22 protein-coding genes and 1 pseudogene are annotated in these 14668 nt (G+C 72.8%); 9 read left to right on the top strand and 14 right to left on the bottom strand.

What is annotated here, in order from left to right; translation table 11 throughout:
- Positions 1–82: 82 nt before the first annotated feature.
- Entirely contained in the window at positions 83–493 is a 411-nt protein-coding gene (gene rpoZ / locus MFF58_RS06065; protein WP_010685409.1) for a DNA-directed RNA polymerase subunit omega, read from the bottom strand.
- A gap of 290 nt (positions 494–783) precedes the next feature.
- Here rpoZ and fabD point away from each other — a divergent pair, with 290 nt between their 5' ends.
- From fabD to fabF, 4 genes are all read left to right on the top strand, one after another.
- Positions 784–1728 carry an ACP S-malonyltransferase gene (gene fabD, locus MFF58_RS06060; protein WP_238286029.1) on the top strand — a complete coding sequence of 315 codons (945 nt, stop codon included), beginning with the start codon at positions 784–786 and terminating at the stop codon, positions 1726–1728.
- A 17-nt stretch (positions 1729–1745) separates the two neighbouring features.
- Positions 1746–2483, top strand: coding sequence for a 3-oxoacyl-[acyl-carrier-protein] reductase (fabG, locus tag MFF58_RS06055; protein WP_238286028.1), 738 nt, complete (start codon positions 1746–1748; stop codon positions 2481–2483).
- Between the two features lie 329 nt (positions 2484–2812).
- The gene (locus tag MFF58_RS06050; protein WP_007559070.1) at positions 2813–3052 is read left to right on the top strand and encodes an acyl carrier protein; all 240 of its coding nucleotides are present in this window, start codon (positions 2813–2815) and stop codon (positions 3050–3052) included.
- A 176-nt stretch (positions 3053–3228) separates the two neighbouring features.
- Entirely contained in the window at positions 3229–4491 is a 1263-nt protein-coding gene (gene fabF / locus MFF58_RS06045) for a beta-ketoacyl-ACP synthase II (RefSeq protein ID WP_238286286.1), read from the top strand.
- A 130-nt stretch (positions 4492–4621) separates the two neighbouring features.
- Here fabF and MFF58_RS06040 read toward each other — a convergent pair whose 3' ends face one another.
- The 4 genes from MFF58_RS06040 to MFF58_RS06025 form a co-directional block, all read right to left on the bottom strand.
- Complete coding sequence (locus tag MFF58_RS06040; RefSeq protein WP_238286026.1) at positions 4622–5335, bottom strand: YidB family protein; 714 nt, start codon at positions 5333–5335, stop codon at positions 4622–4624.
- A gap of 154 nt (positions 5336–5489) precedes the next feature.
- A complete protein-coding gene (locus MFF58_RS06035) occupies positions 5490–5693 on the bottom strand; it encodes a hypothetical protein (RefSeq protein WP_238286025.1) in 204 nt (67 codons plus the stop codon).
- A 95-nt stretch (positions 5694–5788) separates the two neighbouring features.
- A complete protein-coding gene (locus MFF58_RS06030; protein WP_238286023.1) occupies positions 5789–6058 on the bottom strand; it encodes a hypothetical protein in 270 nt (89 codons plus the stop codon).
- Positions 6055–8208, bottom strand: a complete 2154-nt coding sequence (locus tag MFF58_RS06025; protein ID WP_238286022.1) for an OmpA family protein — start codon at positions 8206–8208, stop codon at positions 6055–6057. The genes MFF58_RS06030 and MFF58_RS06025 overlap by 4 nt, the downstream gene beginning before the upstream one ends.
- A 174-nt stretch (positions 8209–8382) precedes the next feature.
- Between MFF58_RS06025 and MFF58_RS06020 the strand changes: the two genes are divergently transcribed.
- The 3 genes from MFF58_RS06020 to MFF58_RS06010 all read left to right on the top strand — a co-directional run bounded on the left by MFF58_RS06020 (position 8383) and on the right by MFF58_RS06010 (position 10026).
- Positions 8383–9273, top strand: a complete 891-nt coding sequence (locus MFF58_RS06020; RefSeq protein ID WP_238286021.1) for a hypothetical protein — start codon at positions 8383–8385, stop codon at positions 9271–9273.
- A 79-nt stretch (positions 9274–9352) separates the two neighbouring features.
- Positions 9353–9601: a hypothetical protein gene (locus tag MFF58_RS06015; protein WP_238286020.1), complete on the top strand. Its 249-nt coding sequence runs from the start codon at positions 9353–9355 to the stop codon at positions 9599–9601.
- Positions 9602–9684: 83 nt separating this feature from the next.
- On the top strand, positions 9685–10026 hold the full coding sequence (locus MFF58_RS06010; protein WP_238286019.1) for a hypothetical protein: 342 nt from the start codon (positions 9685–9687) through the stop codon (positions 10024–10026).
- A 44-nt stretch (positions 10027–10070) separates the two neighbouring features.
- On the opposite strand, the gene MFF58_RS32220 is transcribed toward MFF58_RS06010, so the two are convergent.
- Complete coding sequence (locus MFF58_RS32220) at positions 10071–10199, bottom strand: hypothetical protein (RefSeq protein ID WP_283206426.1); 129 nt, start codon at positions 10197–10199, stop codon at positions 10071–10073.
- Positions 10200–10704: 505 nt separating this feature from the next.
- Here MFF58_RS32220 and MFF58_RS06005 point away from each other — a divergent pair.
- Complete coding sequence (locus MFF58_RS06005) at positions 10705–10956, top strand: hypothetical protein (protein ID WP_238286018.1); 252 nt, start codon at positions 10705–10707, stop codon at positions 10954–10956.
- Positions 10957–11119: 163 nt separating this feature from the next.
- Here the strand turns inward: MFF58_RS06005 and MFF58_RS06000 are convergent, their stop codons facing one another.
- Together MFF58_RS06000 and MFF58_RS05995 are read right to left on the bottom strand one after the other, a co-directional pair.
- Entirely contained in the window at positions 11120–11362 is a 243-nt protein-coding gene (locus tag MFF58_RS06000) for a hypothetical protein (protein ID WP_238286017.1), read from the bottom strand.
- A 112-nt stretch (positions 11363–11474) separates the two neighbouring features.
- Positions 11475–11660 carry a hypothetical protein gene (locus MFF58_RS05995; protein ID WP_238286015.1) on the bottom strand — a complete coding sequence of 62 codons (186 nt, stop codon included), beginning with the start codon at positions 11658–11660 and terminating at the stop codon, positions 11475–11477.
- A 102-nt stretch (positions 11661–11762) separates the two neighbouring features.
- Between MFF58_RS05995 and MFF58_RS05990 the strand changes: the two genes are divergently transcribed.
- Positions 11763–11981: a hypothetical protein gene (locus MFF58_RS05990; RefSeq protein ID WP_279602823.1), complete on the top strand. Its 219-nt coding sequence runs from the start codon at positions 11763–11765 to the stop codon at positions 11979–11981.
- Between the two features lie 108 nt (positions 11982–12089).
- Here MFF58_RS05990 and MFF58_RS05985 read toward each other — a convergent pair whose 3' ends face one another.
- From MFF58_RS05985 to MFF58_RS05960, 6 genes and pseudogenes are all read right to left on the bottom strand, one after another.
- Complete coding sequence (locus tag MFF58_RS05985) at positions 12090–12413, bottom strand: hypothetical protein (protein WP_238286011.1); 324 nt, start codon at positions 12411–12413, stop codon at positions 12090–12092.
- 299 nt (positions 12414–12712) lie between these two features.
- Positions 12713–13012, bottom strand: coding sequence for a PilZ domain-containing protein (locus tag MFF58_RS05980; RefSeq protein ID WP_238286009.1), 300 nt, complete (start codon positions 13010–13012; stop codon positions 12713–12715).
- A 216-nt stretch (positions 13013–13228) separates the two neighbouring features.
- Positions 13229–13411: a hypothetical protein gene (locus tag MFF58_RS05975; protein WP_238286008.1), complete on the bottom strand. Its 183-nt coding sequence runs from the start codon at positions 13409–13411 to the stop codon at positions 13229–13231.
- Between the two features lie 224 nt (positions 13412–13635).
- Positions 13636–14007 (bottom strand): hypothetical protein, encoded by a 372-nt coding sequence (locus MFF58_RS05970; RefSeq protein ID WP_238286007.1) that lies wholly within the window; start codon positions 14005–14007, stop codon positions 13636–13638.
- Between the two features lie 92 nt (positions 14008–14099).
- Positions 14100–14369: a hypothetical protein gene (locus MFF58_RS05965; protein WP_238286006.1), complete on the bottom strand. Its 270-nt coding sequence runs from the start codon at positions 14367–14369 to the stop codon at positions 14100–14102.
- Positions 14370–14574: 205 nt separating this feature from the next.
- Positions 14575–14668, bottom strand: a pseudogene (locus tag MFF58_RS05960) (MucR family transcriptional regulator); the annotation flags it as partial.

Below are 14668 nucleotides of genomic sequence, written 5' to 3'. Positions count from 1 at the left end.
GGGCTCGGAACGAGAGAACCCGGCGTCGCCGCCGGGTCCGGGATCACTCAGGTCGTGCGTGTCGAGACCCACGGGTCCAGGCTCACTCGCCCTCGTCGTCGGTCTCGACCGGCGGGGCGAGGTTCTCGAGACCGCGCAGGAGATCCTCCTCGCTCATGCGGTCGAACTGGACCGCGGCGTCGTCGCTGGAGGATTGCGGGGCCACCGCGGCGGCGGCCGGCGAGCTCGACAGCAGCGGCACGGTCTCGGCCTCCGGCTCGTCCACCTCGACGTATTTCTGCATCGAGTGGATCAGCTGCTCCTTGAGATCGTCGGCCGTGATGGTCTCGTCGCCGATCTCGCGCAGGGCCACGACCGGGTTCTTGTCGCGGTCGCGGTCGATGGTGAGGGGGGCGCCGGCTGCGAGCAGCCGCGCCCGGTGGCTCGCGAGCAGGACGAGCTCGAAGCGGTTCTCGACCTTCTCGATGCAGTCTTCGACGGTGACGCGCGCCATGCGGGGCGGCTCCTTGGGCTTGAGCGACGAATGCTGTCGGGTATGACGCCGTCTTACACCGGATGCCGTTCTGCAACAAGCACAGCGGGTTGCGCCGGGCGCGTCCCTGCCGTTCCGGGCCGCGGAGGGACCGCGGAAGAAACGCTGTGCGTGCGGCGCATCCTGCGGCGCTGTGTGCGGCGCAGAGTTGACACCCGCGGCCGCGGGTGCGAGTGCGCGCGCCATTCCAGTATCTCGGCCGACACGGGCGGCGTTCGCGCGGCGACCGGTGCCGGCGGTCAGGACCCACCATGCGCGCACTCATCTTTCCCGGCCAGGGCAGCCAGGCGGTCGGCATGGCGCGCGACCTCGCGGAGGCCTTCCCGCAGGCCCGGGCCGTGCTCGACGAGGTCGACGCCGCCCTCGGCCAGAACCTGTCGCGGCTGATGTTCGAGGGGCCGGTCGAGGCGTTGACCCTCACGGCCAATGCCCAGCCGGCCCTGATGGCGGCGAGCCTCGCGGTGTTGCGCGTGCTGGAGGCCGAGCGCGGCCTGGATCTCGAACGCGACGTGACCTGCGTGGCCGGCCACTCGCTCGGCGAGTACGCGGCGCTGGCGGCCGCCGGCAGCCTCACGGTCGCGGATGCCGCCCGGCTGCTGCGCCTGCGCGGCGAGGCCATGCAGGCGGCGGTGGCCCCGGGCGCCGGGGCCATGGCGGCGCTGATCGGCACCGATTTGGACACGGCCCGGTCGGTGGCCGAGGAGGCGGCTTCGGCGACGTCTTCGGAGGCGGTGTGCGACGTGGCCAACGACAACGGCGGCGGCCAGGTGGTGCTCTCGGGCGACCGGGCGGCCGTGGAGCGCGCCATCGGGGTCGCCACCGGCCGCGGGATCAAGCGCGCCGTGATGCTCAACGTCTCCGCCCCATTTCACTGCCGCCTGATGGCGCCCGCCGCCGAGGCCATGGCGCGGGCGCTCGCGGCCGTGACCCTCAGGGCGCCGCGCGTCACCCTCTACGCCAACGTCACCGCCGCCCCGGTCTCCGACCCGGAGGCGATCCGCCGGGCGCTGGTCGAGCAGGTCACCGGCACCGTGCGCTGGCGCGCGTGCGTCGCCGCCATGGCGGAATCGGGCGTCGACCGGTTCCACGAACTCGGCGCCGGCAAGGTGCTCACCGGCCTCGTCAAGCGCATCGCGCCCCAGGCCTCGGCCACCGCGATCGGCACGCCCGCGGACGTCGCCGCCTTCGCGCTCTGATCCCCCAGGAGCCCCGCATGTTCGAACTCACCGGCCGCAAGGCCCTCGTCACCGGTGCAACCGGCGGTCTCGGCCAAGCGATCGCCCGGACGCTGCACGCGCAGGGCGCCACCGTGGCGCTCTCGGGCACGCGCCCGCAGGCCCTGGAGGCGCTGGCGGCCGAGCTCGGCGAGCGGGCCCAGCCGGTGGCGGCCGACCTCGCCGACAGGGATTCGGTCGAGGGCCTCGTGCCGGCCGCCGAGGCCGCGATCGGCCCGCTGGACATCCTGGTGAACAACGCCGGCATCACCCGCGACAACCTCTTCATGCGGATGAAGGACGAGGAGTGGGAGCAGGTGCTCTCCGTCAACCTCACCGCCGCCTTCCGCCTGTCGCGGGCCGCCGTGAAGGGCATGATGCGCCGCCGCTTCGGGCGGATCGTCAACATCGGCTCGGTGGTCGGCAGCACCGGCAATCCCGGCCAGGGCAACTACGCCGCCGCCAAGGCCGGCCTCGTGGGCCTGACCAAGGCGCTGGCGGCCGAGGTCGCCTCGCGGGGGATCACGGTCAACTGCGTCGCGCCGGGCTTCATCAGCTCGCCGATGACCGACGCCCTCAATGAGAAGCAGCGCGAGACCATCCTGGCGCGCGTGCCCGCCGGGCGCCTCGGCGAGGGCGCCGAGGTGGCCGCCGCCTGCCTCTACCTCGCCTCCGTGGAGGGCGGCTACGTCACCGGCCACACGCTGCACGTCAACGGCGGAATGGCGATGTACTAGGATCGGTATACTGGTCTCGGCCGTCGCGGAATCGGTGCGAATCACCCGCCCCGGCACGCAAACGCCACACCCATGAAGGGTTTCTGAACGGCCCCTCGCCAGGGCGGGAGCCCTGTGCTACCAACCCCCCGCAGCCGCACAGGGGGTTGACGGTTCAGCGGGTTTTCAGTCCAAGGCCTCCCGGCGGGGGCACCCTGGTTCACCTTGCCGGTTACCTCGAAGCACGCGCGATCGGACACCGGCCCGTCAACAAGCCCGAAGGGGCGCGACGCGGCCAAGGCACCACCCCGAGAAGACTGACAGACCAAAAGGACGAGGACGGAAGACCGATGAGCGATATCGCTGAGCGCGTGAAGAAGATCGTCGTCGAGCACCTGGGCGTCGAGCCCGAGAAGGTGGTCGAGAGCGCCAACTTCATCGACGACCTCGGTGCCGACAGCCTCGACACGGTCGAGCTGGTGATGGCCTTCGAGGAAGAATTCAACGTCGAGATCCCGGACGACGCGGCCGAGACCATCCAGACGGTCGGCGACGCCGTGAAGTTCCTGGAGAAGAACTCCGCCGCCTGAGGGCGCCGGGACTCACGTTTCACGCGGCGCGGGTGAGGCGGAACAGCCCCCGCGCCGTTATGCGTTTCAAGGTTCGCAGACGTGATAGGTCCCGCCGGGACCGATCCCGTCCTCGACAGTTGTAGACGATGCGCTCCGGCGGCGGCCCGGAGGCGCTTCAGGACGGGATGGGCGTTATGCGGCGGGTGGTGGTCACGGGTCTGGGGATGGTCACGCCGCTGGGCAGCGGGGTCGAGCACACCTGGAGCCGGCTGATCGCGGGCGACAGCGGCGCCGGCCCGATCCGCGGCTTCGAATCCGCCGACCTGCCCTGCCGGATCGCCGCGCAGGTCCCCTTCGGCGACGGCACCGACGGCACCTTCAACCCCGACGCGGTGATGGAGCCCAAGGAGCAGCGCAAGGTCGATCCGTTCATCGTCTACGCCATGGCGGCGGCCGATGAGGCCCTGAAGGACGCGAACTGGCGCCCGGAGAGCCACGAGGACCAGTGCGCCACCGGCGTGCTGATCGGCTCCGGCATCGGCGGCATCGGCGGCATCTACGACGCCTCCGTGACCCTGCACGAGAAGGGCCCCCGCCGGATCTCGCCGTTCTTCATCCCGGGCCGGATCATCAACCTCGCCTCCGGCCAGGTCTCGATCGCGCACGGCCTCAAGGGCCCGAACAACGCCGTGGTCACGGCCTGCTCCACGGGCGCCCACGCCATCGGCGATGCGAGCCGCCTGATCGCGCTCGGCGACGCCGACGTGATGGTGGCGGGCGGCGCGGAGTCGCCGGTGAACCGCCTCTCGATCGCGGGCTTCTCCGCCTGCCGGGCGCTGACCACGGGCTTCAACGACGCGCCGGAGCGGGCCTCCCGCCCCTACGACCGCGACCGCGACGGCTTCCTCATGGGCGAGGGCGCCGGCATCGTGGTGCTGGAGGAGTACGCGCACGCCAAGGCCCGCGGCGCGAAGATCTACGCCGAGGTGGTGGGCTACGGCCTCTCGGGCGACGCCTACCACATCACCTCCCCGTCGCCCGACGGCGACGGCGCCTTCCGCTGCATGAGCGCGGCGGTGAAGCGGGCCGGGATCTCCCCGGCCGAGATCGGCTACATCAACGCCCACGGCACCTCGACGCCCATGGGCGACGAGCTGGAACTGAAGGCCGTGGAGCGGCTCCTCGGGGACGCCGCCGCGCATGCCACCATGTCGTCCACCAAGAGCTCGGTCGGGCACCTGCTCGGCGCCGCCGGCTCGGTCGAGGCGATCTTCTCCATCCTCGTCCTGCGCGACGGCGTGATCCCGCCGACCCTCAACCTCGACAACCCCTCGGTCCAGACCAAGATCGATCTGGTGCCGTTCGAGGCGAAGCGGAAGCAGGTGGATGTCGTTCTGTCGAACTCGTTCGGGTTCGGCGGCACGAACGCGTCGCTGGTGATGCGACGGGTCAACTGATGTCCGAACGGATGATCATCCGGTCGTCGTAGAGGACAGACCCGGCGACGCGATCAGGCGAGGATGTTGAGCGCAAGACTTTGATCGCTCGACGACGCGTCGAAGGTCTGTCGGAGGCGAAGGCCGGCGCTCACCACCCTCGCCGCTCCTCCTCGCCCGGCACCCGCCCCTGTGGCGTGAGCGCGTGCACCACCTCCGGCAACGCCTGCGCCAGCTGGGACAGGAGCGCCTCGCGGTCCAGCCCGGTCTGGCTCTGGAGGGTGTCCACCGTGTCGGGGCCGAGCGCCCGGGCGAGCTGGTCCGGGGCCACCGGACGGTTGGCGCCGTGGCCGATCCAGGACTCCATCACGTCGCCGAGGCCACCTTGGCGAAACCGGTCCACCAGCCCGTCGAGGCCGCCGAGATCGCCCTGATCGTCGGGTCCGGCGCGGCTCGGGGACGGAGCGCCGCCGGGGCCGTCGAGCATGCCGGAGAGGTCCGAGAAATCGCCGGGCGGCAGGGATCGGTCCACCGGACCGTCTGGGCCGCCGTCGCGGCGGCCGCCATACTGGTCCCAGCCGCCGATGTCGCCGCCCTCGTCCGGGGGCCGGCGCCCGCCGGCATCGGCGGGGTGCTGACCGGGGTCGCGCCCGTAGGGACCCGCCCCGCCGGAGCGGTCGGCCTCGGGCCCCGGCTCACCCTGGCGCCCGCGCCCGAAGATGTCGCCGAAGCCGCCGCCGGCACCCTTGGCCAGCAGCAGCATCAGCAGGGCCTTCACCAGGGGCGACATCCCCCCGGCTCCCTGCCTCTGCCCGCCGAACACCTGACCGAGCACGCCGCCGATCGCCGATTCGAGCAGTCCCATCCGCGTCACTCCCGCGATGCCCGGCCCCGGGCCCCGGCGGACAACAATCCGGAACCGGTCCCGGTTGCCGCGCGCCGCCTGGAAAGCGGCGCCCGGAGCCGTCGGGCGGCGCGACCGCGGAGCCGGACCGCGTCATGCGGGCGAGAGCCTGCCCTCAGCGGACCGTGTCCACCAGGGCCGCCTGTGCGGTGCCGCGGGCCGTGGTCGCGTCCGCGGGCTCGATCAGCGGCACCGTGGCGGCCGAGAGGGCGAGGGCTGCCAGGAACAGGCCGGTGGCGGCGGCGCCGGCCCGGGGGCGTGGCAGGCGGAGGGCGGCGCGACGCTGCGCCGGGCGGTGATGGCGGTCGATCCGGATCATGGCGGCCTCATCGGTTCGGGTTGGGCCAGGGGCCCTGCATGCCGGGGAAACGCCGGCAGGCCGCGTGCCGGTTCCCGGGTGCGTCGCCGAACCCGTCAGCTCCGGGTCACCAGCCGCCGTCCCAGCGCCCCCAGGATGCAACCCGCGCCGTAGGGCGGCAGGATCAGGGCGGCGGTCTCCAGCCAGAGCCCCGGCAGCCCCGGCACGAACCCGGCGATCGCCGCAGCCGCCAGCAGCCCGGAGAGCACGAACAGGCCGAGGGGCACGGCGTACCGGTCGGGCCAGCCCGCGAGCGCCCCGACCACGAGGCCGAGCAGGCCCGCCCCGGCGAGACCGGGCCAGAAACCAGCGAGGAGAAGCGTCACGGCAGCAGCGCGAAGGCGACGGGGCCGGCCGGCCCGTCCGGCCCGGGGGCGACCTGATCGGGGCGGGCGCCGGCCTGGAGGAGGTACTCCACCACGGCCTGCGCGCGCAGCCGAGGCAGGTCCTGCGGCGGCTCCTCGGGCGCGTCGGCGGGCTTCTTCGCCGCGGCCTTGCCGTGCCCGGTCGGTTCCTTCTTCACCGCATCCCTCTTCCCGGCCTCCTTCTTCGGGGGATCTCCCCGGGCCGCCCCCGTGCCGGCCGCATCCTTCCTGCCCGGTGCCGCGCCGCCGGCCGAAGCGGGCTTCCCCGATGCCGCGGTCTGGTCGGAGGGAACGGGCTTGGCTGGCGCGTCAGCCTTGGCAGGCGCGTCAGCCTTGGCAGGCGCGTCAGCCTTCGCCGGCACGTCAGCCTTCGCCGGCACGTCAGCCTTCGCCGGCACGTCAGCCTTGGCCGCGCTGGCGACCTGGGCGTGCTCGGCCGCGGCCGGATGAGCCTCCTCCCCCGGCGTCGGCCCGGCGGCGGGCGTCGGAGCGGCCTTGGCCGGATCCGCAGGGCCCGAGACCGTGAGGCGCAGGGTCGGGCACGCCTTGGCCAGGGCCGCCAGCGTGTCCAGCGTCGGGTAGAAGGAAGGCGTCAGTGCGGTGCTGCCCGCCGGGAAGCGCAGGCTCGCCCCCGCCACGGCGGCGGCGCCCTCGGCCCGGCAGGTTTCCGGATCGCGCCGCTCCGCCGGTTGCCGGGCCGACACCGCCGCGCGCCCGGTCCAACCCGGGGGCAGCGCCCCGGCCAGCCGGTCGGGGACGCGGGCGGCGCTCTCCCGGTAGAGGCTCTCGCCGGTCAACGTGAGGGCGCGGTCCGAGACCGTCACCGCGCCATCGGCGAGTCCGGTCACCAGGGGGATCGCGGCGGCGAGCGCCTCGCCGAGATCGGGCGGCGCCCCCTCGGCGAGGCGGGTGCGGTCGATCACGGGCTCGCGGAACAGGCGCGGCTTCAGGGCCTCCAGGATCCGCTCCCGGGTGCGCGCGTCCGGCACGTGCCCGCTGAGCGTGACCGCGTCCGCGGTCCGGCGGATCGTCACCCGGTAGGGCGAGAGCGGCCGCGCCGTGAGCGCCACCGCGCCGGCCTTCACGCCGGCCGGCCGGGCGTCGCGCATCAGCGCCTGCGCGTCCGGGATGGCCTGCCCGTCGATGGCGTCCCCGGTCATCGAGATGGTGCCGTCCGCGAAGGCGATGCGGCCGGTCTGGATCAGGTCGGCGAGGCGGAACGCGTAGGCGATGAGGCCCTTCGGGTCGATCGCCGGATCGAGGCCGCGCCCCAGGAGGAGCCGGTCCTCGACCTGACCGCCCGTCCCGACCGCGGCCTCCTGGGCTTCGCGCCGGGCCGCCTCCAGGTCGGACGCGGCGGGGGCGAACCCGTCGAGCACGATGCCCCGGGCGGTCTTCTCCACGGCGAACCGGTACTGCGCCACCAGCGGCGGCAGGATCTCCACTCGCCCGATGCTGTACCCCTCCGGCGGATCGGACAGGGCGGCCCGGAGCGCCTCGTAGGCGGGAACGTCCACGGCCTCGCCGGACAGGCTCAGCACGGTGTCGCTGAGCGACGCCCGGCTACCCTTGGTGAGCCCGGAGAGGCGCGCCGCCAGGAACGCCGCCGCGCTCGGGAAGTCCGGCGGCGCACCCCGGGCGGCCCGGGCGGTGTCGTCGAGGTTGGTGCCGGGGCTCAGGGCGCCGGTCACCCGCGCCTCCAGGACCCGCCGGCCGATCTCCACCGGGCGGCTGCCCTCCAGGGCGATCCGGTCGGGCCCGGTGCGGATCGCCGCCCACTGGAACGGCGCGGCGGTCTCCACGAGGCCGACCGCCGAGACGATGCGGCGGGGGCCGTCCAGCGCGGCGAGGCGGGTCAGGACGGTGTCGCGCACACCCACATCCGGCGCCTCCCCGGCCGCCAGGAGATCGCGGCCCCGGGCCTCCAGCCGCAGCCAGGGCTCTCCGGTGCCGGTGTCGGTGCCCGCCGCCACCGGCGCGCCCGCGGCCTCGATCCGCTCGGCGATCTGCGGGGCGGCGTAGAGGGTCGCGCTCGCCCAGGTCAGCGCGAGCGCCGGCAGGCCGGCGAGCCAGCCGGCACGGCGCAAGCCTGAGGCGAAGATTTCGGGCACCGGTCGACCGGGGGTTCGGGCAAAGACGCCGGCGAGACGACACCGCCATTCCGGCAGGATGAAGGCCGCCGCCGGATTCGGGGCCTCAGCGGCACGGCCCGCGTCAGCGCGCCGCCGGAGCCTCCGGTGCCGCCCGGCCGTTGACGCTGCGAAGCCTTTCGTCCGGAGATTGTCATGCGGGCCCTCCTCGCCGCCCTGCTGGTGCCGATCGCCCTCCCCGCCGCGGCTCAGAGCCTGTCGGCCACCGCGACGGTGCCGAATTCGGCCTCGCTGGAGCCGCTCACGGCGATCGGCAATCCGGGGCAGCTCAGTCTCGGGGGCGGTTCGACCACCGGGCCCTTCCCGACTCTCTCGGCGCAGACCGGCGGCCTCGTGAATGCCGGCCAGCTCAGCCTCGGCCGCTCCGGCGGGGGCGGCGGCACCGTCGGGGCGCCCTCGGGCGGCGCGCCCGGCGCGGGCCAGCTCGGATCCCAGGGGGGCGGCACCACCGGGGGCGCCGGCGTCGTCGGCGCGACGCCCGGGCGGAGCGGGATCAGCAACACGATCGGCGCCACGGGGTCCCGGAGCGGCTTCGGCGGCACGGCGCGCGCGAACTCGGGCGCGACAGCGGGCGGGGCCGCGGGCGGCGCGCCGTCCGCAACCGTCGGGACCGCCGGCTTCGCGGGCGGCCTGACCCCGCGGGGCTCGGGCGCGACGGCCGGCGGGTTCGGAACGGGCGCCGTCGGCTTCGGCGCGAGTGCGACCGGCACCTCGGGGGCGGCCGCCTTCGGGGCCGCAGGCGTGCAGGATCGTGCCGCCAGCCTCGGCGTGGCCGTCCCGGCGACGGGGACGACGGGCGGGGGAGGTTCGGGCGGGGCCGGGATCGCTGCCGGTTCCGGCGGGGCGGCGGACCAGGATCTCAACGCCGTGGCGCTCTCCCGCGCGGCGCAGGCCGGGGGCGGGACCGGCGGTGGCGCGGTCGGCGGTGCCAGCATCGCGGGCGGAGCGGGCGCGGCGCCAGGTCCGGGCGGTCTCTGCAACGGCCTGCCGGCCGAGGCCTGCCTCGCCGGGGCCGGCTCGTTCTGACCGGCGACGGCGTGGGGAACCGGCGTCAAGCGCTGCCGTTCATCCTGTTCCGGCACCTCGGCCGGGACAGGAGGCAGAGATGAACGTCACTCTTGGTCGCATCTCGCTCGCGGCCGTACTGGTTCTTGGCGTCTCGAGCGCGGCATTCGCCCGGGAAGCCGGTCCCCAGGCGCGCGGCGCCGGGAAGGCGTCGGGCCTGCACGGGATCGGTTTCACGGATCCGAAGTTCGGTTCGGCAATGCGCACCGGCAAGGATCAACCCTATACGTGGCCGGTGAGCGACCGCTATCGTCCGGTGTCCCAGCCCTTCTACGGCCGGGCCTACTGACGGCCCCCGCCGGCACCGGGAACACGCCCCGGCGCGGGAACGCGCCGGTCTCCGCAGCTCACAGAGACAGAGGAGGATGCGTGGTGCCTCCGTCGAGCCGGCTCATCCTCGCGGTGCTGGCCGCCGCGCCGCTATCGGCGCGGGCCGGCGAATTCGCCCCGACGCCGCCGGTGCCCGGCATGGCCCTGACGCTTCCCGGATCCGGCATGGCGACCGGCGCTCCGGTCCCGCTGGCCCCGGTCCCGTCACCCGCGGCCACCGCGCCGCCGGCTCCGGTCCCGACCCCGGCCCAGGCCGACCTCACCGGCCCACGACGGCCTAGGACACTCGGCAGCGGATTTCCGTCCACGGACGGCCAGCTTCCGAACCAGCGCACCGGACCGCGACGTGAGCGCGTGGTGCACGACATCTGCATCGGCTGCTGAGCGGATCCCGACATCATTGCCCCCGGGGGCGAATGCGGGTCGGGCTAACCCGGCGCGCCGGCCTTCACCCGGATCCAGCGCGGTGAGACGATGCCGCCGGCCTCGGTGACGATCCAGGGCCGCGCGTCCTCGACCGCGACGGTCCGTGCGGCGGCGGCCTGCGTCTCCCGCAAAATCGGGACTGAACGCCCCTCGGCGGACCGGCCCGCAGGACGACCGGCCGAGCGCCGTGGCCGAACGGTCAGCGCGGCGCGCATGCCGGATCGGCCGGCGTCATTTCTCGCTCCCCGAGCTTGATCGGCGGGACGCCCCCGGTGCGTCCGTCGGACACGGCTCCCGTACCGGCGATTCGCCTCGCCGGTCCAGTGGGATCCGCCGCCGGGTTTCGGGCGGATAAACACCGGACCGCGGCGTCGCGGAAAATCAAATCTTGCACGGCTTCAATTTTACTTTGAGATCTGCCACGTGGAAGTTTAATACATTTGCATCGAATGCATGGCCGAACCCAGGATCGACACGGCCGGCCGCTCCCGTTGTCCCGAGAGCATTGCATTACCGTGCTGATCCGGCGTTATGTTGCATTGCGAAATCCGCATGCCGCATCGCACAAATCCGTGGTGTCATAGGGCCGTCGATCGCACGTCGCGATCGAACACGCGATCGAAACGGAACCGCACCATGCGCACGATCCTCATCCTCGCGTCGGCCGCGCTCGTCTCGGCCGCCGTCATCCGGCCCGCTGCCGCCGACGACCACCTGAACCTGACGCCGCCCCTCTACCGGGAGCAGGCCCGCGTCGCGCGGCAGGTTCGCCCCGTGAGCGACATGACGACCACCCCCCAGCCCGTGGCCGCACCGGCGATCCCCCGTCGGGCGGGCTCGACGGCCGATCGCGCCATGATCCAGGCCTTCGCCGAGACGAGCCGCTGATCCCACGCTCCGCCGGCGGGATAATCGCTCGGCGGGCGCGGGCTCTCTGACGGTGGGCCTGAGCCGAGGCTGGAGCATCCCGACCCGCTTGCCCCGGCACGGTCACCAAGCCGCGATTACTGAGCCGCGATCACTGTGCCGCGGTGGCCGCATCCGCGGGGCATCAGACCAGGCGCAGGTTCCGGGCTGCCTCTGCGGGCGAGACCCCGCGTCGGATCAGCCTGCGGGTCCGCGCCCGCTGATCGCGTCCGGCGCTGAGGGTGGCGGATGCCGCCCGATGCGCGTCGAGCCACAGTTCCAGCCACGCGCAGTGCGCCGCCACGCCGAGCAGGACGGCATTCTCGGCCTGCCGCAGGCCCAGCCGCAGGCTCTCATCCGCCAGCCGGCCCACCTCCCCGTAGATCATCCGCGTCCCCGCCCCGATCCGTCCGGATGGTCCTGGCCGCGGGCGCGCAACCGCGGTGGCGCGTCCCTGGCCGTTCGATCATCTTGCTCCGCCATGCGACGCCGAAATTGCGTCAAATGTCGGTCTCGCGCCGGATGACCGCATCCTCGTCGAGCCCCTTCTGCGACAGGCCGACGTCGGGATCCTCGTCGGTGAGCGACGGCGACACGATCCGGGCGGCCGGCCCGGGTCTCGCGGGCTCACCCTCGGGCGGGGTGGTTTCCCGGTCCGGCGGCTCGCGCGTGCGTGCGTTCGTCATTCGGGACATCCCATCCGGAACCACTCCGTCCGACCAACGCGCCATACCTCCTCCGGCTCCTCAACGGAGCGCGGAGCGGCAGGATGGGATTGGCCGCGCTATATGGGAGCTGAGAGCAAGGAGTCCGTTGTGTTCACCGTCAAGGGGATCGACCCGTCCGGGCGCGTCATGACCTTCGCCTGCGGGACCGATGAGCAGGCCATGGAGAAGACCTGGGAGCTCGCCCGGCGCGGCTTCCGGGAGATCACGGTCGCCGATCCGAAGGGCAAGGAGATGTCCGCTATGGCCTTCGAGCGGTCCCTGAACATTGATTGGGAATGAAGCGCGGGCGATCCGGCAGCGCGGCCGGAAGGCCCCGCGGCCTGTCCGGCGGCCGATCCCTGCAATGACACTGCAGGTCGGGGCGCGGCGTCCGGCCCCGCGGGACCGTCAGTGCAATTCGTAGCAGTTCGTGATCACGCGCGGGTTGCGCGTCACATCGTACAGGATCGAGCACTGGACCAGGTAGGTCCGGTCCTTCTTCCGAAACAGGATCAAGGACGAGCGATTGTCGAAGGTCCCGGTATAACCGGCGATCTCCCAGCCGTCGGCGCTGAGCCGCTCGATGGTGAGCGGCTGCTCGGCCGCGGCCGCTGAGACGAAGCCGACACCCGTGATCGTGCCCAGCCGTCCGAGAACCGGCCCGGCCGCGCGGACCCGCCGGAGAAGGCGGCGCCCCAGAGGCTCCGTGATCCTGCGCGCCGGACGGGTCACAGCTCCGCGCCCGCGTCGCCGTCCGGTGCCGGCGTCCCCCGCGGCGGCGCAGGATCCGTCCCGGGCTCCGGCGCAGGCGCCAGCCGCGGAGGCGGCATGTCTCCGGTATTCGGCGGCGTCGGCAACCCCTGCGGCAGGTCGGGGACGGGAGGGTCGTCCTCACGCGGTGTTGAATCCGGCATGGCCTGTCCCCGCTATGGCGCTGCGCCTGCACGGGGCGGCAGCGTACGGTGGAGGGAACGACTCAATCGCGGGAAGGTGCCGCACCCACGGGCAACGCCGCCCGGGCCGGCGCCGCATCAGGCGGTTTCCAGCGCGTGGCTGCAACCCCCGCCGTGCAGACCCATCCCGGCGGATCCCTCCGTGGCGGCCCCGATCTCCTCCGCCTTGCGCCAGATCGCCCGGCAGACGAGGAACTCGTTGCTCGCATCGATGCTGAGGACGAAGCGTTCCGGCACGATCTCGGCGTCCGGAAGAGCGATGCGGACCCCGCCGGCCGAGCGGTCGTAGACGATGCAGGGCAAGGTTCGATGCTCGTCGACCGAGATGCTGCCGGCCTCATTCATCAATGTGCGCGGGGTGCTGCGTCGTTCGAACATCGCCGCCTCGTGGAACTGCGAGCGGCAGGATCGGTCACGCACCTTCAGGCCGCGTATGAGAAATGCGTCGCATTTTCAGTATCTGCTATCGACTGTGAATTACGTGTGTTTTGAGCGTATCCAGAGCGTATCTGGCGGACCAATAAAGTCGATGGCGGCGGCCGGCACCGGCCGCCGAGTGCCGCCTCGGCGGAGCCGGCCTGGAGCGCCGGAGACCTACTCGGTGATCACTTGGACGAGGGTCGTCAGGAAGCCCAGAGCGACGGCGCCGATGCCACCCATGAAGGCCACGTCCCATCCGGCGAATTCCTTCGACTGGGGGGCACGCATGAAGGCAAAGAGCGTGAGGGCAGCCCCGCACACGACGAGCGCGATGGCGAGATAGATCGGCCGAGACATGACGCTTCCTCCTCCAGCCGATCTCGCGTCCCTGACGGGCTCTTTATTCGGATGCAGGCGACCGGCTTGATCTGTCTTGTCGCATCCGTCGACAAACCATGACAGACGAAATCGCGGCGAACAAGCTGCCGTCAAGTTCTGCATCGCAGAACGACCATGAGGCGGATGCCGAGATCTTGCCCTCGTCCTCCGCTCGGCCGGCTCAGGGCGCGGTCCGATCCGCGTCAGTCGACGAAGACGCGGACGCCGTCGGTGTTGAGGATGTCGCGCTGATCGGCACACCATCGTTCCGCGCCCAGGGTCGCGATCTCGCCTGCGACGCGCCGGCCTTCCGCGGCGATGGCCGCACGGGCCCGGTCGTGGCCCAGGGCTTGGTCGAGGGCTCGGCGAACGGTGCGGGACAGGCCTTCGGAGACGGTGTCGTCCACCGTGTAGAGCGCGCGGCAGTACAGGACGATCCCGGCCTGCGCGCCGACGGTCCGGACGAGGCCCGCGATCGTCTCCGCGCGCTTGGCGGTCTCATCGTCCTCAGCGGCCGAGGCGCCGCCACCGAGCAGGGCGGCGAGGAGCGAGCCGGCGACCAGGGTACGTCTCATCCTCGGGATTCCCTCGGCGATCCGGGGTCGGGCCGCCCCGTCGACCGCGCTGCACGCCCGCGTGCGAACCCCGGCAATCCGGGCCGCGCCGGTTACCGGCGGGCCGCCATCAGATCGTGGGAGAGCACCGTCAGCTTGCCGATCAGGCTGCTGATGTCGTTGCCCTTGCAGGACCACTGCGTCCCGATCGCTTCACCGTCCGCCGAGACCGAAACCACCGCCACCGAGCGGAGCCGACCTTCGCGGGCGAGGGCCAGCTGGTCCTGCAGGACGGCGATGATCGAGGCGGTATCCTCATCGGCGACCGCGGGCGCGACATGCGCCGGGAACGGTACCACCGTGCTGGTCTGCTCTGGCTTCATGTCGCTGAACCCTCGGTTGTCATCCTGGGGATCGGCGTGCGCATCCGCTTTGTGCAGAGTATGGCAGCTTGTCCGTGTCGCGCGATGTCCCGGACGCGTGTGGCACTCCGGCAACGGTTTCGGCGGGGCCTGGACGGGGTGCGATCGGGACACTCGCCCGGTCAGCACCCCGTCGCAGCATGGCGTTGAGGCGGCCTTGGCCCCCTCAGGCGGCCTTGCCCTTGCGCTCGCGCTCGGCCATGGCGCCGGGCTGTCCGAGGCCGATGGCCTTGGCGAGGGCGGAGCGCTGCTCGGCGTAG

The organism is Methylobacterium longum, assembly GCF_022179385.1.
In the GTDB taxonomy this organism is placed as follows: domain Bacteria; phylum Pseudomonadota; class Alphaproteobacteria; order Rhizobiales; family Beijerinckiaceae; genus Methylobacterium; species Methylobacterium longum.
Note: the sequence above shows the minus strand (reverse complement) of the source record. Positions and strands in the feature narration are given on the sequence as shown.

What these genes read in the sequence shown, in the direction of transcription:
- MFF58_RS06020 (WP_238286021.1), top strand. Translation starts at nt 8,383, where the DNA reads ATGCGGGCCCTCCTCGCCGCCCTGCTGGTGCCGATCGCCCTCCCCGCC.
- MFF58_RS05980 (WP_238286009.1), bottom strand. Translation starts at nt 13,012, where the DNA reads ATGTTCGAACGACGCAGCACCCCGCGCACATTGATGAATGAGGCCGGC.
- MFF58_RS06015 (WP_238286020.1), top strand. Translation starts at nt 9,353, where the DNA reads ATGAACGTCACTCTTGGTCGCATCTCGCTCGCGGCCGTACTGGTTCTT.
- MFF58_RS05970 (WP_238286007.1), bottom strand. Translation starts at nt 14,007, where the DNA reads ATGAGACGTACCCTGGTCGCCGGCTCGCTCCTCGCCGCCCTGCTCGGT.
- MFF58_RS06040 (WP_238286026.1), bottom strand. Translation starts at nt 5,335, where the DNA reads ATGGGACTGCTCGAATCGGCGATCGGCGGCGTGCTCGGTCAGGTGTTC.
- MFF58_RS06005 (WP_238286018.1), top strand. Translation starts at nt 10,705, where the DNA reads ATGCGCACGATCCTCATCCTCGCGTCGGCCGCGCTCGTCTCGGCCGCC.
- MFF58_RS06035 (WP_238286025.1), bottom strand. Translation starts at nt 5,693, where the DNA reads ATGATCCGGATCGACCGCCATCACCGCCCGGCGCAGCGTCGCGCCGCC.
- fabF (WP_238286286.1), top strand. Translation starts at nt 3,229, where the DNA reads ATGCGGCGGGTGGTGGTCACGGGTCTGGGGATGGTCACGCCGCTGGGC.
- rpoZ (WP_010685409.1), bottom strand. Translation starts at nt 493, where the DNA reads ATGGCGCGCGTCACCGTCGAAGACTGCATCGAGAAGGTCGAGAACCGC.
- MFF58_RS05965 (WP_238286006.1), bottom strand. Translation starts at nt 14,369, where the DNA reads ATGAAGCCAGAGCAGACCAGCACGGTGGTACCGTTCCCGGCGCATGTC.
- fabG (WP_238286028.1), top strand. Translation starts at nt 1,746, where the DNA reads ATGTTCGAACTCACCGGCCGCAAGGCCCTCGTCACCGGTGCAACCGGC.
- MFF58_RS05995 (WP_238286015.1), bottom strand. Translation starts at nt 11,660, where the DNA reads ATGACGAACGCACGCACGCGCGAGCCGCCGGACCGGGAAACCACCCCG.
- MFF58_RS05975 (WP_238286008.1), bottom strand. Translation starts at nt 13,411, where the DNA reads ATGTCTCGGCCGATCTATCTCGCCATCGCGCTCGTCGTGTGCGGGGCT.
- fabD (WP_238286029.1), top strand. Translation starts at nt 784, where the DNA reads ATGCGCGCACTCATCTTTCCCGGCCAGGGCAGCCAGGCGGTCGGCATG.
- MFF58_RS06050 (WP_007559070.1), top strand. Translation starts at nt 2,813, where the DNA reads ATGAGCGATATCGCTGAGCGCGTGAAGAAGATCGTCGTCGAGCACCTG.
- MFF58_RS05990 (WP_279602823.1), top strand. Translation starts at nt 11,763, where the DNA reads ATGGGAGCTGAGAGCAAGGAGTCCGTTGTGTTCACCGTCAAGGGGATC.
- MFF58_RS06000 (WP_238286017.1), bottom strand. Translation starts at nt 11,362, where the DNA reads ATGATCTACGGGGAGGTGGGCCGGCTGGCGGATGAGAGCCTGCGGCTG.